Origin of the sequence: Rossellomorea orangium (assembly GCF_019334305.1) — a bacterium.
Classification (GTDB): domain Bacteria; phylum Bacillota; class Bacilli; order Bacillales; family Bacillaceae_B; genus Rossellomorea.
In genome coordinates this window covers 1-20,615 of record NZ_JAHWGH010000010.1, presented here as the reverse complement: position 1 = coordinate 20,615, position 20,615 = coordinate 1, and the positions used below count along the sequence as shown (strand labels likewise).

The window sequence follows — 20,615 nt, the reverse complement described above, 5'->3', positions numbered from 1 at the left end:
CCAGACAAGAAAAAAGCCCGCCAACGATAGCGAGCTTTTCATCTATACAATCATTACTTAACTTCTACGCCAGCTCCAACTTCTTCAAGTTTAGCTTTAAGTTCTTCAGCTTCCTCTTTAGAAACTCCTTCTTTAAGAGCTTTAGGAGTGTTATCAACCATTTCTTTCGCTTCTTTAAGGCCAAGACCTGTGATTTCGCGAACAACTTTGATAACTTTGATTTTTTGAGAACCAGCGCTCTCAAGAACTACGTCGAATTCAGTTTTTTCTGCAGCAGCGTCAGCGCCACCAGCAGCTACAGCTACAGGTGCAGCAGCAGTTACTCCGAATTCTTCTTCGATTGCTTTAACTAGATCATTTAATTCAAGAACTGACATTTCTTTAATCGCGTCAATGATTTGCTCTTTACTCATTTTAAATTTCCTCCTTGTTATGCTTGCTTTAAATTTTATTTAAACGACTTGCTTTAACTTACGCGCCTTGCTCTTCTTTTTGATCTGCAACGGCTTTTGTTGCCAATGCGAAGTTGCGCATTGGTGCTTGAAGCACGCTGAGTAGCATAGAAAGAAGTCCTTCGCGGTTTGGAAGTTCAGCGATCGCTTTAACATCCTCAACTGAAGTGATTGTTCCCTCAATGACACCCGCTTTGATTTCAAGCGCTTCGTGTTCTTTAGCAAAGCTGTTAAGAATCTTTGCAGGTGCAACTACTTCTTCTGTACTGAACGCAATCGCGTTAGGACCAGTTAAGAATTCGTTTAACCCTTCAAGACCAGCTTCTTCTGCCGCACGACGTACCATAGTGTTTTTGTACACTTTGAAGTCGATGCCAGCTTCACGAAGTTGTTTACGAAGCTCAGTTACTTCGGAAACATCCAGGCCACGGTAATCTACAACGATTGTAGATACACTGTTTTTAAGCTTGTCAGAGATTTCTCCGACGATGTGTTTCTTTTGATCTAGAATGCTGCTCATCATTACACCTCCTGTAGATTGACTGATGAACATTTATACCGTCATCCAATAAAAAATGCCCTTATATCAAGGTAGACATAAGGGCATTGCAAACGCGCTATAAGCGGTTATTTTATCGCAATTACCTCGGCAGGACATTAAGCTCGGGAAGAGCACCTACTGTCTACGGTACAAATGTATTCGTTTTTTAACAACAGAACTAATTATAATCACTAGTTCCTAGTAAGTCAATACCAAATTATGCCTTAACTGCGAAAGTTGAAGGATCGACTTTAACGCCAGGTCCCATTGTAGAAGTTACAGAAACGTTCTTCATGTAAGTTCCTTTTGCAGCAGCAGGTTTAACTTTAAGCATTGTTTCATACATTGTAGCAAAGTTTTCAACAAGCTTTTCGTTGTCGAATGAAATCTTTCCAACAGGAACGTGTACGTTACCTGATTTGTCAGCACGGTATTCAACTTTACCAGCTTTGATTTCATTAACTGCTTTTGTTACATCAAATGTAACTGTACCAGTTTTAGGGTTTGGCATTAAACCTTTAGGTCCTAATACGCGACCAAGTTTACCAACTTCACCCATCATGTCTGGAGTTGCTACGATTACATCAAACTCGAACCAACCTTGGTTGATCTTGTTGATAAGGTCTGCATCACCTACGAAATCAGCGCCAGCAGCTTCTGCTTCTTTTGCTTTATCGCCTTTAGCGAATACAAGAACCTTTTGAGTTTTACCAGTTCCGTGTGGAAGTACAACTGCTCCACGGATTTGCTGGTCGTTCTTACGAGTATCTACACCTAAGCGGAACGCTACTTCGATCGTTGCGTCAAACTTAGCGAAGTTTGTTTTCTTAACTAGTTCGATTGCTTCTTCCACTGAATAAGCTGTAGTACGATCTACAAGCTTTTGAGCTTCAAGAAACTTTTTACCTTTTTTAGCCATTATAAATTTCCTCCTATATGTGGTTTTAGCGGAATAACCTCCCACGAAATAAGGTTGCGAGTGAAACGTACATTTCATCATCGCAACCTCGTTCAACAGGAACCTTTTTGCCGAAGCAGGGATTAGTCTTCGATGACGATACCCATGCTGCGCGCAGTTCCTTCTACCATGCGCATAGCTGATTCAACACTAGCCGCATTTAAGTCAGGCATTTTTGTTTCAGCAATTTCACGTACTTTGTCGCGTTTAAGTGTTGCCACTTTCTTGCTGTTTGGTTCGCCTGAACCAGACTCGATACCAGCAGCTTTCTTAAGAAGAACAGCAGCGGGTGGAGTTTTTGTGATGAATGTAAATGAACGGTCTTCAAATACCGTGATTTCAACAGGAATGATTAAGCCAGCTTGATCTGCTGTACGAGCATTGAATTCCTTACAGAATCCCATGATGTTAACACCTGCTTGACCTAGTGCAGGACCAACTGGTGGAGCTGGATTAGCTTTACCGGCAGGAATCTGCAATTTAACCATTTTGATAACTTTTTTAGCCACGAGACACACCTCCTTAAGTCCGTGATGTGGTTATTGGGTATTTCACCCTCCCACTCAAATGTAAAAAATGTCTTTATCAACATAAAGAACGTCTATTAGTTTCAGTATCTCTTTTGTCGAGACGCACTGACTTATGAAATAGTATCATTTTTTCAGAATGATTTCAAGTTCTTTTCCATTATAATTTATCAATTTGAGAGAAATCCAGTTCTACCGGGGTATCTCTACCAAACATATTGACGTGGACTTTTACTTTTGCTTTCGCATTATCGATCTCTTCTATCGAACCGGTGAAGTTTGCGAATGGACCTTCGTTCACTTTCACTGTTTCTCCTAATTCGAAGTCGATTTCTACCTTTTTCTCTGTCATGCCCATTTGCTTCAGAAGATTTGTTACTTCTTCAGGCAATAACGGCGTCGGCTTCGAACCAGAACCTGATGAACCGACGAATCCAGTCACTCCAGGTGTGTTACGAACTACATACCAGGAATCATCCGTCATGACGATTTCTACAATCACGTAACCAGGAAATACTTTCTTCTTAATCACTTTCTTCTTACCATTCTTAAAATCTGTCTCTTCTTCTTCAGGCACGATCACGCGGAAGATTTTGTCTTGCATCCCCATTGATTCTACACGTTTCTCGAGGTTTGCTTTAACCTTATTCTCGTATCCTGAATAAGTATGAACTACGTACCAATTCTTCTCCATCTTATAGGACTAAACGTCCGTCCCTCCTTACTATTTAAGAATACTCATTCGCCTTTTTTCTCCAAATGAAAAAACCCGTAATAAGATAACGGGCTCTAAGGTCATGTACTCTATTAACATTCATTATACCATGCTTTCACGGTATATATACAATTAATTCTATGTTTCTCTTACTTAGAACCAATGATCAATCGCATAAGTTCTGAGATGCCCAGGTCAATTACAGCAAAGAAAAGGGCAACGAATACCACTGTCGTGATAACAGTTATCGTGTAGCGTGTTAACTCTTTACGTTTAGGCCAGCTGACCTTTCTCATTTCCGATGCAACATTGCGAAAGAATTTAAACATCCGTTAGTAACCTCCAACTAATATCAATGCGCAAGACTTCTACACTATTTAGTCTCTTTGTGTAGGGTGTGAGCATTACATGTATTGCAGAATTTCTTTATTTCTAATCGAACAGCCTGGTTACGATTACCCGGCACAGTATAATTCCTGGAACCGCATACCGAGCAGGCCAATATTAATTTAGTAGTCATATATTCCACCTACACTATACATAGTAAGTCCTATCAAAAATAACACGACCACCAATTTGTGTCAATATGACTTTACATCGTTATTTCGCGGACTTCCAAGTATCGCTCGAGCTTTCGTTTCACCCGCTGTAATGCGTTATCGATAGACTTCACATGGCGATTCAGCTCTTCCGATATTTCCTGATAAGACTGCCCGTCCAAATAAAGGGCAAGCACTTTCCTCTCAAGATCACTCAATAACTGTGCCATCTTGTCTTCCATGTTGTCGAATTCTTCACGATTGATAATTAGGGCTTCCGGATCCATTACTTTCGCACCTGAAATGACATCTAACAACGTACGGTCCGACTCATCATCATAAATGGGTTTATCCAGTGAAACATACGAATTGAGCGGAATATGCTTTTGTCTGGTGGCTGTCTTAATGGCAGTAATAATTTGTCTCGTGATACATAATTCTGCAAACGCTTTAAAAGAAGTCAGCTTGTCCTCCTTATAATCCCGGATTGCTTTATACAATCCAATCATACCTTCCTGGACGATATCTTCCTTATCAGCCCCGATCAAGAAATACGACCGGGCTTTCGCTCTTACAAAATTACGATATTTTTTGATTAAAAAATCTAACGCTTCGCTGTGACCCTGATGGACGGCTTCTATGATCTCTTCATCATCCATGCCTTCTAATCGATTATCAAATGCTTCTGTCCTGGTGATATTGCTCACACACATCCCCCCGCGCAAAACAATAGATAGAATTATTATACATTACTGAAAATTCAACCGTCAACCTATCATTGTTCCCCACGGCGCCATTTTTCAAAAATTTCAGCAACTTCTTCTGACAATTGGATCTTCGATGCCGGCCTTTTTTCACTCGAATTTCGTACTTTTCGTTCGATTTTTTTTTCGATGACTTTCACCTCTGTCAGTAGCTCCCTCGCTGATTTACGAAGGGCCCCCTGACCAAAAATCGCCCATTGCTCTGTGAAATCCGATGTTGCTACATGAATCTGGGTCTTAATATTATTTAACTCAATGGCTAGTTTTTCAATTCGTTCATCAGCTGTTTCATTTTCTCTCGTAAAAAGCACTTCAACTTTATTATTTTGGTACTTACGGGCAATCCCCTGTACATAATAGGCATCAAACACGACAATGACACGGTAGCCCGTATACCCCTGATATTCTGCCATCAGTTCCACGAGACGGTCTCTTGCTGCGGCTAAATCCTTCTGCTTCAACTCATTTAATTCTGACCAGGCACCGATAATGTTATAGCCATCCACAAGGAGAATATCCATTACCCCTATTCTCCCAATGGGTGGCGTTTGCGGTATACCTCATACATTAAGATACTAGCTGCCACAGAAGCGTTTAATGACGTAACATGACCAATCATTGGCAACTGGACAAGGAAATCACATTTATCTCTTAATATTCGGCTCATCCCTTTTCCTTCACTTCCGATGATTAAGCCGATAGGCAGCGTGCCGTCCAACTGACGGAAGTCCTGCTTACCTTTCGCATCCGTCCCGGCTACCCACACTCCACGCTCTTTCAGTTCGTCAACGGCTCTGGACAGATTGGTCACACGTGCCACAGGAATATGCTCAATGGCACCAGTGGAGGCTTTCGCTACTGTAGACGTAAGTCCGACCGCTCTTCTCTTCGGGATAATGATTCCGTGGGCACCTGCCGCATCCGCCGTTCTCATGATGGACCCAAGGTTGTGCGGATCTTCCAATTCATCCAGGATCAGAATAAAAGGATCTTCCCCTTTTTGTTCCGCCCTGTGAAATAGGTCATCTATTTCTGCATACTGATAAGCAGCAACAGAAGCGACAACCCCCTGGTGGTTTTCAGCAACCATCTGCTCGATCTTCTTTTTAGGGACGTATTGAACCATTACGTTCGATTCTTTGGCAAGTCCAACGATTTGCTGGATGGAGCCTTTCTGTGACCCTTCCGCAATCCAAATCTTATTGATATCCCGTCCGGACTTTAACGCTTCCATAACCGGATTTCTTCCTCCGATAAAATCTTTACTCATTTCTGCTCCTCCTTTCCTGCCTGGGCTTGTTCAAAAATAATCTTCAATAGTTCCTCTAACCGCTCCGTCCGATTAAGTAAAAACAAATATCCAATAAGTGCCTCAAAAGCAGTGCTGTGTTTATATGTCTGTACGTCCGTGTTTTTAGGGGTCGTCCCTGACTTGGCATTTCTCCCCCGCTTCACAATCGTGATTTCTTCTTCGGATAATAGATCTTGATCAAACAATGTCCTAAGAATGGCGGCCTGGGCTTTAGCGGATACATACTTCGTCGCGGCCCTGTGCAGCTGATTCGGTTTGATCTTCCCCTTGGTTAAGAGGAGCTGCCGTACATATGTTTCATATACAGCATCCCCCATATAAGCAAGTGCAAGCGCGTTGATTTGTTTCGCATCGATGTGTTCATTTGTCTCGTACAGCATTAAGATCCTCTTTTCCAGCGGGTGCCTTGAGGAGTATCTTCCAGGATGATATCCATATCCTTCAATGTGTCCCGGATTTCATCCGCTAATTGAAAGTTCCGGTCTTTACGAGCCTGAATACGTTTTTCGATCAGTTCTTCCACTTCTTCGTCCAAGAGTCCTGCGTCCTGAAGGGTCAGACCTAGCACAGAGAAGAAATCTTCGAATTGTTGTAAGAACCCGTCTATCACTTCTGTTGACGTATTCTTCTCCATCAGGTAATAGTTCGCCTGTCTGGATAGTTCGAATAGGATGGAGATTCCATTGGCTGTATTAAAATCATCATCCATGTCCATGATGAACTGTGCTTTCAACTCGGCAATTTTGTCCAGCCATTCCTGGTTGTTTTCCGTTAAGTTTGTGCTTGATTCCTTGCGGTGCTTCAAGTTTTCATATGCTGTTTTGATCCTGTCCAAGGAGGTCTCTGCGTGCTGCAGAAGCTCTAAATTATAATTGATCGGGTGACGATAATGAACCGACAGCATGAAGAAACGGAGTACCTGCGGATCCTGTTCTTTAATGATGTCGTGAACCAATACGAAATTACCGAGTGATTTTGACATCTTCTCATTATCGATATTGATGTACCCATTGTGCATCCAGTACTTTGCGAATGTCTTACCTGTAAGGGCCTCTGATTGTGCAATTTCATTCTCGTGATGAGGGAAAGTCAGATCCTGTCCCCCGGCATGGATATCAATGGTATCTCCCAAGTAGCGCTTAGCCATGGCTGAGCATTCAATATGCCAGCCCGGACGCCCTTCACCCCATGGGCTTTCCCAGGAGATTTCACCTTCCTTAGCCGCTTTCCACAGAACGAAATCCAAGGCATCCTCTTTCTTATCCCCTACATCGATACGGGCTCCCGACTTTAGTTCATCAATGGGTTGATGAGAAAGTTTCCCGTATCCGTCAAACTTTCTTGTACGATAATAAACGTCTCCCTGAGATTCATACGCATAGCCTTTCTCCACAAGGGCTGCGATAAAATCTACAATCGTATCGATATTATCCGTTACAGTCGGATGAACATCGGCTTTCTTGCACCCAAGTGCCCCCGTGTCTTCGAAGTAAGCATCGATGAAGCGCTTCGCAATCGTCGGGACATCTTCCCCGAGTTCCTTAGCCGCTTTAATTAATTTATCATCCACATCTGTGAAGTTAGAGACAAATTGGACATCATATCCCCTGTATTCCAAATAACGTCTAACGGTGTCAAATACGATGGCAGGGCGTGCATTTCCTATATGGATATAATTATAAACCGTCGGCCCGCACACATACATTTTGACCTTACCCTCTTCCAGGGGTTTAAATTCCTCTTTTTGCCTTGTCAGTGTGTTATATAAACGAATCGTCAAGATGATCGACTCCTTCCCTCATATTCCCTTAATAGTGATTTCAACTCATTCACTTCTTTTTCAAGCTGCTTCATACGATCATTAATCGGATCGGGCAGATCACAGTGATTCAGATCCTTCTGTATCTTCACTCCGTCCTGAATGACGACCTTTCCTGGGATACCGACTACGGTCGAATTGGGAGGAACATCTTTTAAGACGACAGATCCTGCCCCCACCTTAGAATTTTCCCCAACTACGATGGATCCTAATACTTTTGCACCCGTCGCAATTAATGCATTGTCCTGAATCGTTGGGTGGCGCTTCCCCTTTTCCTTTCCGGTCCCCCCAAGGGTTACCCCTTGGAAGAGCGTGACATTATCTCCGATTTCACACGTCTCACCAATCACCACACCCATGCCGTGATCAATGAAAAAACGCCGGCCGATCTTGGCCCCTGGATGAATCTCGACTCCCGTGAAGAAGCGACTGACCTGTGAAATGACCCTTGCAATAAAAAAGAATTTACGTTTAAAGAATGCGTGAGCAATGCGATGAGCCCAAATGGCATGAAGACCCGAATACGTGAGGATGACCTCAATATAATTCCTCGCAGCTGGATCCTGATCAAAGACGACATCTATATCTTCCTTGAACGACTTAAACATTCGGATCCATCCCCCTTCCTTTTTGAAAATAATAGCTTTCTCCAATAAAAAAAACGCCCCTGTCAATATACTGACAGAGACGCATAGGCAGCGCGGTTCCACTCTGATTGAGAAGACATTCCTTCTCCAACTCGAATCCTGTTAACGGTAGGATGCCGCCTTTACCTACTATATTTCAGTAACGGGCTCAGAGGTGCATTTCAGAAATGGAGGGGCTTAAACCACTTTCAGCCGGTGATGGTTCTCTCTACTAAGCATCCATTTCTTACTTCTCCTCATCAACGCGATATCATTTAGTGTGATACTCTTACTATATTACATATCCTCGAAAATGTTAACCTAAAAGACTTTGAAGGCGATGTTTAACGGTATCTTTCCCTAACAGCTCGATAGCATTCGGTAATTCAGGACCATGAGTCTGGCCAGTCACCGCTACACGGATCGGCATGAACAGCTTCTTACCTTTATGACCTGTCGCCTTTTGTACCGCTTTGATGGACGATTTGATTTCTGCCGCTTCGTAATTTTCCAGGGCTTCGATCTCGTTCAAGAAAGCTTGAAGGACTTCAGGTACCTGCTCTTCATCAAGTACCGCTTTCGCCTCTTCATCATATTCAAGATCTGTCTTGAAGAACATGTCAGACAGCTCGACAATTTCAGCACCGAAGCTCATCTGCTCCTGGTATAAAGAAATGACGCGGCTCGCCCATTCACGCTGCTCATCGGACATAGTTTCATCCAATTTACCCGCACTGATCAAATGTGGGAGAGAAAGCTCCACGACTTGATCCAGCTCTAGATTCTTCATGTACTGGTTGTTCATCCAAGTAAGCTTCTGGTTATCAAACAAGGCGGATGAAGTGGAAAGGCGCTCAGGGTCAAAGATATCAATAAACTCGGCTCTTGAGAACAGCTCTTCTTCTCCCTTTGGAGACCAGCCAAGTAGCGCGATAAAGTTGAATAACGCTTCAGGTAAATAACCAAGGGCTTCATATTGCTCGATGAATTGAATGATGCTCTCATCCCGCTTGCTCAGCTTCTTACGGCTTTCATTGACGATTAACGTCATATGCCCGTAAACAGGCGCTTCCCAACCAAGGGCTTCAAAAATCATCAATTGCTTCGGAGTATTGGAGATGTGATCCTCCCCGCGAAGAACATGAGTGATTTTCATCAAATAATCATCGACTGCTACGGCGAAGTTATACGTTGGTGTACCATCTTTCTTTGCGATGACAAAATCACCGATGCCATCTGATTCAAATGACACATCCTCTTTTACGATATCATTGAAAGAATATACTTTCCCTGCAGGTACTCGGAAACGAATGCTCGGTTGGCGGCCTTCCGCAGCAAGTTTCTCCTGCTCCTCTTTCGTCAGGTTGCGGCATTTTCCTGAGTAGCGCGGCATTTGGCCAGCAGCTGATTGCGCTTCACGTTCCGCTTCCAGCTCTTCTTCCGTACAGTAACACTTATAAGCCTTTCCGTTTTCTAACAGCTCATTTAAATACTGCTCGTAGATATGATTACGCTCTGATTGGCGATAAGGGCCGTATTCTCCCGGTTTATCTGTACTTTCATCCCAATCGATTCCCAGCCACTGAAGATATTTAAGCTGACTTTCTTCTCCACCTTCGATATTTCGTTTCTTATCCGTGTCTTCAATACGGATGATGAACTTTCCTCCTACGCTGCGGGCGTAAAGGTAATTAAATAAAGCGGTTCTTGCATTTCCAATATGTAAATGGCCCGTTGGACTCGGGGCATAACGGACGCGTACTTCCTGTGTCATTTGTATTTCCTCCTCTTATGATTCCTGCTTTAAAGTCTAAGACCTATTTTAACACCGTTAAGTATGGGAATAAAGCGAATTTATCCCCTACTTCTTTTTAATCAAAATGGTGGTTTGTGCGGCAATCCCTTCGCCTCTTCCAGTGAATCCAAGCTTCTCAGAAGTGGTTGCCTTCACATTTACTTCCGCAATATCGGCTTCCAATAACGTTGCGATGCTTTGTCTCATTTCGTCGATATATGGCGCCATCTTAGGTTTCTGGGCAATGATCGTGCAATCGATATTCCCCAACTCATAGCCTTCCTCTTTCACAATGGCCCATACATGCTGGAGAAGCTTTGCTGAATCCGCATCCTTAAACTCGGGATCTGTATCCGGAAAGTGCTTCCCGATATCCCCCGCCGCTATGGCACCCAGACACGCATCCGCTACAGCATGCAGCAATACATCCGCATCCGAATGTCCCAACAGACCTTTTTCATATGGAATCGTAATGCCTCCCATGATAAGGGGCCTTCCTTCCACTAGCTGATGAACATCAAATCCTTGTCCAATCCTAAACATGTTTCTCTCCTCCACTCATTTCCTCTCGCTTCTTTAAGATCGCCTCGGCAAAATATAAATCCTCGGGGGTGGTCAGCTTGATATTGTCATAATCACTCTCAACAACAGCCACCTCTACATCTGATCTTTCTACAAGGGAAGCATCATCGGTACCAAGGAAACCATCCTGATCCGCTTCTTTATGTGCTGTCTTCAGAACAGATACACGAAAAGCTTGTGGAGTTTGAACCATCCACAAGCTTGAGCGTTCAATCGTTTCCTCGACCTCTCCATCCAGTACTTTTTTAATCGTATCTTTAACGGGCACCGCCGCAATGGCAGCTCCTGTTGAATATGTCTTTTCTACTAATTGGTGAATCGTGGATTCTTTAATAAAAGGTCTTGCTCCGTCATGTACGAGAACAATCCCATGATCAACCTCAAGCAATGCATTATATACACTATGCTGCCTTTCTTCGCCACCGTCCACGAGCTTGACCACCTTCTTGATGCCAAATCGATTCAAGAGGCCTTCAAACACCTTTCGCTCAGATGGGTGTATGGCTAAGTAAATACCTTTACAATGTGTGTCTTGTTCGAAAACACGCAAGGTATGAATGATCACGGGACAGCCCTTAAGCTCAAGGAGCAGCTTGTTCCTGTCCGCTTTCATTCGTTTCCCCTGCCCTGCAGCCGGAATGACAACTTCATATTCCATAGAATAACTCCTTTAATACACAAGTAATACTATTCATTATACCTTACTGAATCAATGGAGTCAGGCTTACAAAGAGGTTTCTTATAATGCTTTTTCTAATTGCTTCGGTTTCGCAAAGATCATCCGGCCAGCAGACGTTTGAAGAACGGATGTCACGAGTACGTCGATATACTTACCGATGTAATTGCGGCCTTCTTCCACGACGATCATCGTGCCATCATCCAGGTATGCGATCCCCTGGTTATGCTCTTTCCCATCTTTAATTACCTGGACCTTCAATTCTTCGCCAGGTAATACCACCGGCTTGACGGCATTGGCCAAATCGTTGATATTCAGGACTTGTACGCCTTGAAGGTCACACACTTTATTCAAGTTAAAATCATTCGTTACAACGATTCCATTCGTAAGCTTCGCTAATTTCACAAGCTTCGAATCCACTTCCTGGATTTCCTCAAAGTCACCTTCATAAATCTGAACCTCGACAGGAAGCTCCTTCTGGATCCTATTCAGGATATCAAGCCCGCGTCGCCCACGATTTCGCTTCAACACATCAGAAGAATCCGCGATATGCTGGAGCTCCTCCAGTACGAATTGCGGAATCACAACGATCCCTTCCAAAAATCCTGTTTGGCAGATATCCGCGATACGGCCGTCAATGATTACACTCGTATCCAATATCTTGAGGGTCTTCACACCCTCTTCATCAAGGTCCTCGTCCGTCCCTTTTTTCTTACCGCGATTCCCTGTACCGAATAAACCGACCAGTTCATCCCTTTTCTTAAACCCGACCTGGAATCCTAAATATCCAAGAAGCAGCGTTAATAGAATAGGAACCACCGTGTTGACAATCGGGATCTCCATCTGATTGAACGGGATGCCAGATAAATACGCAACAAACAGACCGATAATCAGGCCTAAACTACCAAATAACAAATCCGTTACCGGTGCCTTAACCAAGCTATCTTCAAACCACTTGACGAAATTGACGACATACTCGACTGCCCAAAACGTAAGAATATAAAAAATAATGGCACCAAATATAGCAGTCATATAAGGGTTATTTATTAAAGGAATGTCCGATAGGTTTATGACGGTAAATAATTCGGGAAGTAGAAATATCCCCAGTGTTCCTCCAACGATCAGGAAGCACGCTTGCACGATTCTTTTTAACATTCCCTCACCTCCTCCTACTCATTATAAACAATTTACTATTTTTGAAACGTATGAGCCTTGAAAATTTCAAATTTAATACTGTGGAAACCTTTTTGATAAACTTATCCCATATTACTAGCTTCCTTAAGTGAAGGCTAACACGTCTTAAATAAACTGTCAATTTTTTGAAAATGCTACATTTATACCATATATGGCAAATGCAGGACTCTTTACCTACAGCTGTCGATCTGCAAACGTCTGTTCTTTGATCAGCTTTAACCCTTCTTTGATTTTCCTTGCCCTCACTTCGCCGATCCCTTCCACTTCGTCCAGATCATCCACTGAAGCACTCACTACATGAGGGAGGGTTTCAAATCTTGTAATAAGGTTTTCAATGATCACAATCGGTAACCGGGGAATTTTATTCAATACGCGGTATCCTCTTGGATAGATGGCATCATCGTGATGGACATACCCGTGATAGCCCAATAATTTCAATAGGACATTATCCTCTAATACTTCTGAATGAACCAGTTCCTGAAACTTATAAAGAAGTTCAAACGGCTTGATATTTCTTTCATGTGAATAGTCCCTGATGATGAGCATGGCTTCATCTTCAATATCCGTCAATAGCTCATTCATCTGAAGGCGGATCAATCTACCTTCGACACCAAGCTCGCTTAAATAAGTCAACAACTCATTCTTGATGCGCAGAACCATTTCGAACCGGTGAAGAACTTGCAGCAGGTCACTTTGGGTGACAAGCTCTTCAAACTCCAATACCGATAAATTAGAAATGCTCTGATCAAGGACCACTTTATACTTCTCCAAGGTTTGAATCGCCTGATTGGCCTTCGTCAAGATGACAGAGATATCCTTCAAGGCATATCGGAAGTTCCCCTGATACAGGGTGATGACGTTTCTCCGTTGCGAGATGGCGATGACAAGAGCATTGGTCTGTCTTGCGACCCGCTCCGCTGTACGGTGTCTCATCCCGGTTTCCGTAGAAGGGACGTACACATCGGGAGCCAGTTGTGCATTTGCCAAAATAATCTTCGTCCCTGCTTCGTTCAGGATGATGGCCCCGTCCATTTTAGCCAGTTCATAAAGGTAGCTTGGAGAGAATGCACAATTAATATGAAATCCCCCGTCCAATACAGACTTCACCTTATCGTTGTATCCAACGACGATCAGTCCACCCGTATTGGCTCTCAGCACGTTATCAATGCCATCCCTGATCGGGGCACCGGGAGCAACGAATTGTAATATATCCGACATGGACTTATCTCTTGCCTTCTTATCTTCCATTTCTTATCCTCCTAAAATAATTGACAGCGCTTCGTTAATATTTGATACTCCTGTGACCTCTATATCAGAAGGCGGCTGCCACCCACTTAAGTTATTTTGGGGAATAATCACTCGTTTAAATCCTAACTTAGCCGCTTCCTGTACACGTTGCTCAATTCTAGATACCCTTCTGATCTCACCTGTTAAACCGACTTCTCCGATAATGCAATCGTGGGCACTGGACGCTCGATCCCGAAAGCTTGAAGCGATACTTGCAGCGACGGCCAAATCAATCGCCGGCTCGTCAAGCTTCACCCCGCCTGCCACTTTCAAATAAGCATCCTGCTGCTGTAAAAGCATCCCGGCACGCTTCTCCAACACAGCCATGATCAGCGAAACCCGGCTATGATCAATCCCGGTCGCCATCCTCCGGGGATTGTTGAAGCTGGTCGGTGTCACAAGTGCTTGAATCTCCACAAGAACCGGTCTTGTACCCTCCATTGAAGCAACGACAGTGGAACCGGCAGCACCTTGTGAGCGCTCCTCCAGGAAGATCTCAGATGGGTTGGCCACTTCCTCCAAACCAAGCTCCTTCATCTCGAAAATCCCCATCTCATTCGTAGAACCGAAGCGATTTTTCACCGCTCTTAAAATACGATACGAATGATGGCGCTCCCCTTCAAAATACAACACGGTATCCACCATATGTTCCAACAATCGCGGTCCGGCAATCGATCCTTCCTTCGTAACATGGCCTACAATGAAAATCGCAATGCCCTTAGTTTTCCCGATTCGCATCAGTTCCGCCGTACATTCCCTTACCTGGGACACACTGCCGGGAGCAGATGTTACGTCAGGATGAAAAACCGTCTGAATCGAGTCAATGATGACAAAATCCGGTGAGATTTGTTCTATTGTCTGATGAATCAACTCAAGATTCGTTTCCGCAAATATATATAAATCGTCTGATTTCACGTGTAGCCGATCTGCACGAAGCTTCGTTTGCTTAATGGATTCCTCTCCGGAAATATATAAAACCTTTTGCTTCTGATCAGCTAGCTGAGCTGAAACCTGAAGCAACAATGTCGATTTCCCTATACCAGGGTCTCCCCCGATCAAGATGAGCGAACCCGGTACGACTCCACCACCAAGCACCCGGTTCAGTTCTTTTGATTCAGTCAATACCCTGGGTTCCTGCTTCGTTTCGATGGAGATCAGCTTCTCTGCTTTAGACGGTCCGCTATTCTCTGAATGCATAAACGACGTGCGGGGCTTCTTCCCTGTCATTTCAACTTCTTCCACCATCGTATTCCACTCGTTACACCCCGGACATTTCCCCATCCACTTGGCAGACTCATATCCACAGGATGAACACACAAACTTTGTCTTTTTCTTTGCCAATCTATTCTTCTCCTCTTTTACTCTATTTGTACTCTTAACTATTCACGATAATACCATTTGGGATGATTGTATCGGTTTTATGTATCAGTTTCAATTTAATACCCTCAAGAAAAGCGGAGCCGGCTTGGTCAGGCCCGACAAGCACAACTGGGAAATCACAAAAGGCGCTTTTTGCCTTATGGGATTTTTCAGTTGTGACCTCGAGGGACTAGCCGGCGCAGCTGGACAATCAGAAAAACGGAGCCGGGTGGGGCAGGCCAGACAAGCATCCATTAAGATAAAAGAGGTACACGAAAAACATATACGTGTACCTCTTAATCACCCTTGCTATTAAGTCGGAGTATTAGCTGCTTCCTCTTCTTTCACTTTTACAACAAACTCGCTATCTTCTACATCGATAACAATATTCTGTCCTGTCAGCACTTTACCTCTTAATAGCTCCTCTGACAGTTTATCTTCTACATATTTCTGGATTGCGCGACGCAGCGGCCGTGCACCGTATTCAGGATCGAATCCTTCATCTGCAATTTTCTCTTTTGCAGCCGGTGAGAGCTCTAAGTGAATATCCTGTTCTTTCAGGCGGCTGGTCAATTGATTTGACATCAATGTCACAATCTCTTTCAGGTGGTCTTTTTCAAGAGAGTGGAACACGATGATTTCATCGATACGGTTCAGGAACTCAGGTCGGAAAGCACGTTTCAGTTCTTCCATGACCTTACCTTTCATATCTTTATAATCCTGTTTTCCATCCTGGATATTGAAACCTACATATTTATTACTCTTAAGGGACTGAGCACCAACATTCGATGTCATGATCAGGACTGTATTCCTGAAGTCTACCGTTCTTCCTTTCGAGTCTGTTAAACGGCCATCCTCTAATACTTGAAGAAGAATGTTAAATACATCTGGATGTGCTTTTTCAATCTCATCCAACAGAACGACTGAGTATGGTTTGCGGCGAACTTTTTCCGTTAACTGACCGCCTTCTTCATACCCTACATAACCCGGAGGTGAACCGACTAAGCGGGACGTCGAATGCTTTTCCATGTACTCTGACATATCAATACGGATCATCGCATCTTCATCACCGAACATGGATTCTGCAAGGGCACGGGCCAATTCTGTTTTCCCGACACCGGTTGGTCCTAGGAAGATGAATGAGCCGATTGGACGCTTTGGATCTTTCAGTCCGGCTCTAGCACGACGCACGGCTTTCGATACCGCCACGACTGCTTCCGACTGCCCGATGACTCTGGAATGAAGGATCTCTTCTAACTTGAGTAAACGATCCGTTTCCGTTTGAGCCAATTTCGATACCGGCACTCCCGTCCAGTTCGAAACGACCTTGGCAATATCTTCAACGGTCACTTCTGTATTTTCCTGACCTTGTTTTTCTTTCCAGGTGTTCTTAGTCTCTTCTAATTCTTCACGAAGCTTCTGCTCAGAATCCCTCAATGAAGCAGCTTTTTCAAATTCCTGGCTTTGTACGGCTGCATCTTTCTCTTTGCGGATTTCTTCCAGCTTGGCTTCCAGCTCTTTCAGATTTGGTGGTGTCGTATAAGAGCGCAGACGCACCTTTGATCCTGCTTCATCAATTAAATCGATCGCCTTATCCGGCAGGAATCTATCAGAGATGTAACGATCAGACAGCTTCACCGCAGCATCGATTGCTTCATCCGTAATGGAAACACGGTGATGGGCTTCATAACGATCACGCAGCCCTTTCAGGATTTGGATGGACTCTTCTGCCGTCGGCTCGTTGACTTGAATCGGTTGGAAACGGCGCTCAAGAGCAGCATCCTTTTCAATATATTTACGGTACTCATCCAGTGTCGTGGCACCGATACACTGTAGTTCTCCACGGGCAAGGGATGGTTTCAGGATATTCGATGCATCAATCGCACCTTCCGCGCCACCTGCACCGATCAATGTATGAAGTTCATCGATGAATAGGATGATGTTACCCGCTTGACGGATTTCATCCATCACTTTCTTCAAGCGATCCTCGAATTCCCCGCGGTATTTGGTACCTGCTACAACCGTCCCCATATCAAGTGTCATGACACGCTTGTCGCGCAGGATTTCCGGCACTTCATTGGCGATGATCTGTTGTGCAAGACCTTCTGCAATCGCCGTCTTCCCTACACCCGGCTCACCAATTAATACCGGGTTATTCTTCGTACGACGACTCAATACTTCAATGACGCGCTGAATCTCTTTGCTGCGTCCAATGACCGGATCCAGGCTGCCTTCACGTGCGATGGCTGTCAGATCACGGGCTAAACTATCAAGAGTCGGTGTATTGGCATTGGCGTTGCCACCACCCTGATGGTTGCTTGAATCATTGCTTCCAAGCAGCTGCAATACTTGCTGCCTTGCTTTATTCAAGCTGACTCCAAGGTTTCCGAGAACACGGGCAGCCACTCCTTCGCCCTCTCGGATCAACCCTAGTAAAATATGTTCCGTCCCTACATATGAGTGCCCCAGCTTACGAGCTTCATCCATGGAAAGTTCAATCACTTTCTTTGCACGCGGCGTATAATGAATCGTTTGGGATTTCTCGGCTCCTTTACCGATTAATCCTTCCACTTCCTTCTGGATTTTTTCCGGGCTTAATCCCAATGCTGTAAGTGCTTTGGCAGCAATCCCTTCACCTTCGCGGACAAGTCCCAATAAAATATGTTCAGTACCAATATTACTGTGTGATAAACGAATTGCTTCTTCCTGAGCTAATGCCAATACTTTTTGGGCTCTTTCTGTAAATCGACCAAACATCATATTATTTTTCCTCCTCACATGTATCTTTATCTAACTTAATTCGCTCCCGAATCAAAGAAGACCTTCTTATATCTCTTTCATTTGGTCTCAATGGACCTCCAGAATATTGTTGTAAAAATCCAGGTTGGGTTAAAATCATTAGTTCATTCAATATATTCTTAGATATCACTTTGATGTATCCTAAATCAATTCCAAGCCTGACATCCGATAAACACTTCGCTGCTTCCTTGGATTCAATGATCCTGCTGTGCTCCAGCACCCCAAGAGAGCGGAAGATCCTATCTTCTAATTGTATGTTTGACGTCTGAACTAATGCGTTTCTTGCCGATTGTTCTTTCTCGATGATTTGCTTCACTACGCTTAATAAATCTGCGACGATATCCTCTTCCGACTTACCAAGTGTCGTTTGATTCGATATCTGAAAGATATTTCCAAGCGCCTCGCTTCCTTCTCCATATATCCCTCTCACCACTAATCCCAACTGATTGATGGCAGGAATGATACGATTTAATTGCTGTGTTAATACAAGACCCGGTAAATGCATCATCACGGAAGCCCTAAGCCCGGTACCTACATTAGTAGGACAGGTCGTTAAATAGCCATGCTTTTCATCGAACGCAAAATCAAATTCACTTTCAAACCAATCGTCTATCACGTTGGCCCTCTTTAGAGCTTCCTCCAATTGCAAACCTGGATATAAACACTGTATTCGAATATGATCCTCTTCGTTTACCATTATGCTAATATCTTCATCACTTGATAATAGGACAGCCCCGTAATTCGTATCCTCCGCCAGGTTAGGGCTTATAAGGTGTTTCTCCATTAATACCCTCTTTTGTAGAGGTTGAATCTCGCTGGTAGGTAAAAATTCCAATTCACCTAAATCTTTAGGATATAACGGAAGCTTCTCCTTCACACGATCCACAATCTCTCTCGCTTCTTCAGAAGAATAAAGAGTGGAAAAACGATAGTCCGTTAAATTCCTCGCCAATCTTACCCGGGAACTGAGAACGATATCCGAATTAGGTCCCTCTTCACTCATCCAAGAACTAACCGCATTGCTCAAAAACTTCTCCAGACTCATTCTTCCTCTCCTCCCTCAGGCTTAATATCTTTTTCCAGGGAGCGAATTTCGTCTCGAATCTCGGCTGCTTTTTCAAACTCTTCATCTGCAATCATCGTTCGCAGTTCAGACTTCAATTGCTGAATCTTCTTTTTCATATGGATGGCCCCGCCCATACGCTCCGGAACCTTCCCACGGTGCTCGACATTCCCGCTATGAACACGCTTCAGCAAAGGAGTCAATTCATCTTTAAACGTCTCATAGCAATGGGCACACCCAAAGCGTCCTACATTAATGAACTGGTGTATCGTCATTTTACATTTTTTACACTGCAGTACTTCTGTCTTAGGAATTTCTGTTTCCTTTGCCTGCTTAAACGCAGGAGCTATATTAAGGAGACCTGCCAATAGATTGTTCACAGAAAACCCGGGGGAAGAATCAAACATAAACATCTCACCCTTATCCTGGGCACATTGATCACATAAATGAACCTCTGTCTTTTCCCCGTTTACCACTTTGGTAAAATGAAGGGTCGCAGGTCTTTCATTACACTCTTGACAAACCATCCCATTCACCTCTTTAACCCTTACTCATACTTCAATGTATCCAGCATGGCTCTCAGCATTCTTCCTCGGAGGACATCCCGTTCGGGTAAATCGACCATAATGACGGATCGGTCCATCACACTCAGCATGATCTTGGCTTCTCTTTCAGAAATAATCTCCTCTTCCACCAATCGAAAAACAATATCAGCTGCCGTATTCTGACTGATTGTCTGGGTAATCAGCGCCACTAACTGGTCAATCAAATGAACTTGATCGTGGGCTTTCACCTTCATAATCCGGATATAGCCCCCGCCGCCACGTTTACTTTCTACTACATACCCCCGCTCTATCGTGAACCGGGTGTTGATTACGTAATTAATTTGAGAAGGAACACATTGGAATTTATCAGCAATTTCGCTTCTTTTTATCTCGACTATCTCACTTTCACTCAGGTCTAGCACATTCTTTAAATAACTTTCAATGATGTCGGATATGTTCCTCATCAAACCTCCTCCTCATTTTGACTTTGACTATATTTGACTATAATTATACAACCGCCTTTTAAACTTTGCAATTATGAAGTTTGACCTTAAAAGTTTTCCTGTTTAAGGAAAGTTTTAAACGTGGGAATAAAAGATTGTTGGATAGAATTTAGAAAATGGGGCAATGGGTGGGTTTGAATGGTGTGGTGGTAGAGTGGTGGGGGTTACTGATTTTGATGGGTTGGGTGTTTTTGACGGGTGAAAGAATTTGTTAAATAGAGAAAGTGATCTTCTTTGTAGAAATACTGATGTTTTGACTGTCGAGAAGAGTTTGGCATTTGAGGAATTCGTGATAATTGCGTCTTTTTTGAATTTATTGCGTCATTTCGGAGGGGGATTGCGTCATTCCCACTCTTGATTGCGTCATATTTTCGTTAATTGCGTTTATCACCAATTATTACCTAAAAATGACTCACCTCTCACCCTTTTTATAACAATCATATCAAAAAAAGAGCAACTCACAATGAGCTACTCTTTCATCTATTTGCCTGGCGACGTCCTACTCTCACAGGGGGAGATCCCCCAACTACCATCGGCGCTGAAGAGCTTAACTTCCGTG

At 43.7% G+C, this 20,615-nt stretch carries 23 protein-coding genes, 1 rRNA gene and 2 other annotated features; all 24 genes read right to left on the bottom strand.

Features of this window, described 5'->3' with window-relative positions; genetic code table 11:
* Positions 1–53: 53 nt before the first annotated feature.
* The gene (gene rplL, locus KYJ26_RS05890; protein ID WP_219166391.1) at positions 54–413 is read right to left on the bottom strand and encodes a 50S ribosomal protein L7/L12; all 360 of its coding nucleotides are present in this window, start codon (positions 411–413) and stop codon (positions 54–56) included.
* A gap of 58 nt (positions 414–471) precedes the next feature.
* A complete protein-coding gene (rplJ, locus tag KYJ26_RS05885) occupies positions 472–972 on the bottom strand; it encodes a 50S ribosomal protein L10 (RefSeq protein ID WP_219166390.1) in 501 nt (166 codons plus the stop codon).
* 42 nt (positions 973–1,014) lie between these two features.
* Positions 1,015–1,159: a sequence feature (ribosomal protein L10 leader region), on the bottom strand.
* 51 nt (positions 1,160–1,210) lie between these two features.
* Complete coding sequence (gene rplA / locus KYJ26_RS05880) at positions 1,211–1,912, bottom strand: 50S ribosomal protein L1 (protein ID WP_219166389.1); 702 nt, start codon at positions 1,910–1,912, stop codon at positions 1,211–1,213.
* 122 nt (positions 1,913–2,034) lie between these two features.
* Positions 2,035–2,460, bottom strand: coding sequence for a 50S ribosomal protein L11 (gene rplK / locus KYJ26_RS05875; protein WP_032085258.1), 426 nt, complete (start codon positions 2,458–2,460; stop codon positions 2,035–2,037).
* 178 nt (positions 2,461–2,638) lie between these two features.
* Positions 2,639–3,172, bottom strand: coding sequence for a transcription termination/antitermination protein NusG (nusG, locus tag KYJ26_RS05870; RefSeq protein WP_206857918.1), 534 nt, complete (start codon positions 3,170–3,172; stop codon positions 2,639–2,641).
* 170 nt (positions 3,173–3,342) lie between these two features.
* Positions 3,343–3,522: a preprotein translocase subunit SecE gene (gene secE / locus KYJ26_RS05865; protein WP_044340513.1), complete on the bottom strand. Its 180-nt coding sequence runs from the start codon at positions 3,520–3,522 to the stop codon at positions 3,343–3,345.
* A 44-nt stretch (positions 3,523–3,566) separates the two neighbouring features.
* Positions 3,567–3,713, bottom strand: coding sequence for a 50S ribosomal protein L33 (rpmG, locus tag KYJ26_RS05860; RefSeq protein WP_219166388.1), 147 nt, complete (start codon positions 3,711–3,713; stop codon positions 3,567–3,569).
* 72 nt (positions 3,714–3,785) lie between these two features.
* Positions 3,786–4,439: an RNA polymerase sporulation sigma factor SigH gene (sigH, locus tag KYJ26_RS05855; protein WP_224945488.1), complete on the bottom strand. Its 654-nt coding sequence runs from the start codon at positions 4,437–4,439 to the stop codon at positions 3,786–3,788.
* 68 nt (positions 4,440–4,507) lie between these two features.
* Positions 4,508–5,017: an NYN domain-containing protein gene (locus KYJ26_RS05850; protein ID WP_219166387.1), complete on the bottom strand. Its 510-nt coding sequence runs from the start codon at positions 5,015–5,017 to the stop codon at positions 4,508–4,510.
* Positions 5,018–5,022: 5 nt separating this feature from the next.
* Positions 5,023–5,766 carry a 23S rRNA (guanosine(2251)-2'-O)-methyltransferase RlmB gene (gene rlmB / locus KYJ26_RS05845; RefSeq protein ID WP_219166386.1) on the bottom strand — a complete coding sequence of 248 codons (744 nt, stop codon included), beginning with the start codon at positions 5,764–5,766 and terminating at the stop codon, positions 5,023–5,025.
* Positions 5,763–6,188 (bottom strand): Mini-ribonuclease 3, encoded by a 426-nt coding sequence (locus tag KYJ26_RS05840; protein WP_219166385.1) that lies wholly within the window; start codon positions 6,186–6,188, stop codon positions 5,763–5,765. Before KYJ26_RS05840 ends, rlmB begins: the two co-directional genes overlap by 4 nt.
* Complete coding sequence (gene cysS, locus KYJ26_RS05835; protein ID WP_219166384.1) at positions 6,188–7,588, bottom strand: cysteine--tRNA ligase; 1,401 nt, start codon at positions 7,586–7,588, stop codon at positions 6,188–6,190. The genes KYJ26_RS05840 and cysS overlap by 1 nt, the downstream gene beginning before the upstream one ends.
* Positions 7,585–8,235, bottom strand: coding sequence for a serine O-acetyltransferase (gene cysE / locus KYJ26_RS05830; protein ID WP_219166383.1), 651 nt, complete (start codon positions 8,233–8,235; stop codon positions 7,585–7,587). Before cysE ends, cysS begins: the two co-directional genes overlap by 4 nt.
* Positions 8,236–8,307: 72 nt before the next feature.
* Positions 8,308–8,526: a binding site (T-box leader), on the bottom strand.
* A gap of 43 nt (positions 8,527–8,569) precedes the next feature.
* Positions 8,570–10,027 carry a glutamate--tRNA ligase gene (gene gltX, locus KYJ26_RS05825; RefSeq protein WP_219166382.1) on the bottom strand — a complete coding sequence of 486 codons (1,458 nt, stop codon included), beginning with the start codon at positions 10,025–10,027 and terminating at the stop codon, positions 8,570–8,572.
* A gap of 87 nt (positions 10,028–10,114) precedes the next feature.
* Complete coding sequence (ispF, locus tag KYJ26_RS05820; protein WP_219166381.1) at positions 10,115–10,591, bottom strand: 2-C-methyl-D-erythritol 2,4-cyclodiphosphate synthase; 477 nt, start codon at positions 10,589–10,591, stop codon at positions 10,115–10,117.
* The gene (gene ispD, locus KYJ26_RS05815) at positions 10,584–11,288 is read right to left on the bottom strand and encodes a 2-C-methyl-D-erythritol 4-phosphate cytidylyltransferase (protein WP_219166380.1); all 705 of its coding nucleotides are present in this window, start codon (positions 11,286–11,288) and stop codon (positions 10,584–10,586) included. The genes ispF and ispD overlap by 8 nt, the downstream gene beginning before the upstream one ends.
* Before the next feature lie 81 nt (positions 11,289–11,369).
* Positions 11,370–12,461, bottom strand: a complete 1,092-nt coding sequence (locus KYJ26_RS05810; protein WP_219166379.1) for a PIN/TRAM domain-containing protein — start codon at positions 12,459–12,461, stop codon at positions 11,370–11,372.
* Between the two features lie 213 nt (positions 12,462–12,674).
* Entirely contained in the window at positions 12,675–13,748 is a 1,074-nt protein-coding gene (disA, locus tag KYJ26_RS05805) for a DNA integrity scanning diadenylate cyclase DisA (protein WP_219166378.1), read from the bottom strand.
* A 3-nt stretch (positions 13,749–13,751) separates the two neighbouring features.
* Positions 13,752–15,128 carry a DNA repair protein RadA gene (radA, locus tag KYJ26_RS05800; protein ID WP_219166377.1) on the bottom strand — a complete coding sequence of 459 codons (1,377 nt, stop codon included), beginning with the start codon at positions 15,126–15,128 and terminating at the stop codon, positions 13,752–13,754.
* 330 nt (positions 15,129–15,458) lie between these two features.
* Positions 15,459–17,906 (bottom strand): ATP-dependent protease ATP-binding subunit ClpC, encoded by a 2,448-nt coding sequence (gene clpC / locus KYJ26_RS05795; RefSeq protein ID WP_219166376.1) that lies wholly within the window; start codon positions 17,904–17,906, stop codon positions 15,459–15,461.
* 1 nt (position 17,907) lies between these two features.
* A complete protein-coding gene (locus KYJ26_RS05790; RefSeq protein WP_219166375.1) occupies positions 17,908–18,990 on the bottom strand; it encodes a protein arginine kinase in 1,083 nt (360 codons plus the stop codon).
* Complete coding sequence (locus tag KYJ26_RS05785; protein ID WP_219166374.1) at positions 18,987–19,535, bottom strand: UvrB/UvrC motif-containing protein; 549 nt, start codon at positions 19,533–19,535, stop codon at positions 18,987–18,989. The genes KYJ26_RS05790 and KYJ26_RS05785 overlap by 4 nt, the downstream gene beginning before the upstream one ends.
* 20 nt (positions 19,536–19,555) lie before the next feature.
* Positions 19,556–20,017 carry a CtsR family transcriptional regulator gene (locus KYJ26_RS05780; RefSeq protein ID WP_206857948.1) on the bottom strand — a complete coding sequence of 154 codons (462 nt, stop codon included), beginning with the start codon at positions 20,015–20,017 and terminating at the stop codon, positions 19,556–19,558.
* Positions 20,018–20,542: 525 nt separating this feature from the next.
* Positions 20,543–20,615: ribosomal RNA gene (gene rrf / locus KYJ26_RS24435) — 5S ribosomal RNA — on the bottom strand; the annotation flags it as partial.

What these genes read in the sequence shown, in the direction of transcription:
- rplA (WP_219166389.1), bottom strand. Translation starts at nt 1,912, where the DNA reads ATGGCTAAAAAAGGTAAAAAGTTTCTTGAAGCTCAAAAGCTTGTAGAT.
- secE (WP_044340513.1), bottom strand. Translation starts at nt 3,522, where the DNA reads ATGTTTAAATTCTTTCGCAATGTTGCATCGGAAATGAGAAAGGTCAGC.
- KYJ26_RS05790 (WP_219166375.1), bottom strand. Translation starts at nt 18,990, where the DNA reads ATGAGTCTGGAGAAGTTTTTGAGCAATGCGGTTAGTTCTTGGATGAGT.
- rplJ (WP_219166390.1), bottom strand. Translation starts at nt 972, where the DNA reads ATGAGCAGCATTCTAGATCAAAAGAAACACATCGTCGGAGAAATCTCT.
- KYJ26_RS05785 (WP_219166374.1), bottom strand. Translation starts at nt 19,535, where the DNA reads ATGGTTTGTCAAGAGTGTAATGAAAGACCTGCGACCCTTCATTTTACC.
- nusG (WP_206857918.1), bottom strand. Translation starts at nt 3,172, where the DNA reads ATGGAGAAGAATTGGTACGTAGTTCATACTTATTCAGGATACGAGAAT.
- KYJ26_RS05850 (WP_219166387.1), bottom strand. Translation starts at nt 5,017, where the DNA reads ATGGATATTCTCCTTGTGGATGGCTATAACATTATCGGTGCCTGGTCA.
- disA (WP_219166378.1), bottom strand. Translation starts at nt 13,748, where the DNA reads ATGGAAGATAAGAAGGCAAGAGATAAGTCCATGTCGGATATATTACAA.
- clpC (WP_219166376.1), bottom strand. Translation starts at nt 17,906, where the DNA reads ATGATGTTTGGTCGATTTACAGAAAGAGCCCAAAAAGTATTGGCATTA.
- ispD (WP_219166380.1), bottom strand. Translation starts at nt 11,288, where the DNA reads ATGGAATATGAAGTTGTCATTCCGGCTGCAGGGCAGGGGAAACGAATG.
- rlmB (WP_219166386.1), bottom strand. Translation starts at nt 5,766, where the DNA reads ATGAGTAAAGATTTTATCGGAGGAAGAAATCCGGTTATGGAAGCGTTA.
- cysE (WP_219166383.1), bottom strand. Translation starts at nt 8,235, where the DNA reads ATGTTTAAGTCGTTCAAGGAAGATATAGATGTCGTCTTTGATCAGGAT.
- ispF (WP_219166381.1), bottom strand. Translation starts at nt 10,591, where the DNA reads ATGTTTAGGATTGGACAAGGATTTGATGTTCATCAGCTAGTGGAAGGA.
- KYJ26_RS05780 (WP_206857948.1), bottom strand. Translation starts at nt 20,017, where the DNA reads ATGAGGAACATATCCGACATCATTGAAAGTTATTTAAAGAATGTGCTA.
- gltX (WP_219166382.1), bottom strand. Translation starts at nt 10,027, where the DNA reads ATGACACAGGAAGTACGCGTCCGTTATGCCCCGAGTCCAACGGGCCAT.
- rplL (WP_219166391.1), bottom strand. Translation starts at nt 413, where the DNA reads ATGAGTAAAGAGCAAATCATTGACGCGATTAAAGAAATGTCAGTTCTT.
- rpmG (WP_219166388.1), bottom strand. Translation starts at nt 3,713, where the DNA reads ATGACTACTAAATTAATATTGGCCTGCTCGGTATGCGGTTCCAGGAAT.
- KYJ26_RS05810 (WP_219166379.1), bottom strand. Translation starts at nt 12,461, where the DNA reads ATGTTAAAAAGAATCGTGCAAGCGTGCTTCCTGATCGTTGGAGGAACA.
- KYJ26_RS05840 (WP_219166385.1), bottom strand. Translation starts at nt 6,188, where the DNA reads ATGCTGTACGAGACAAATGAACACATCGATGCGAAACAAATCAACGCG.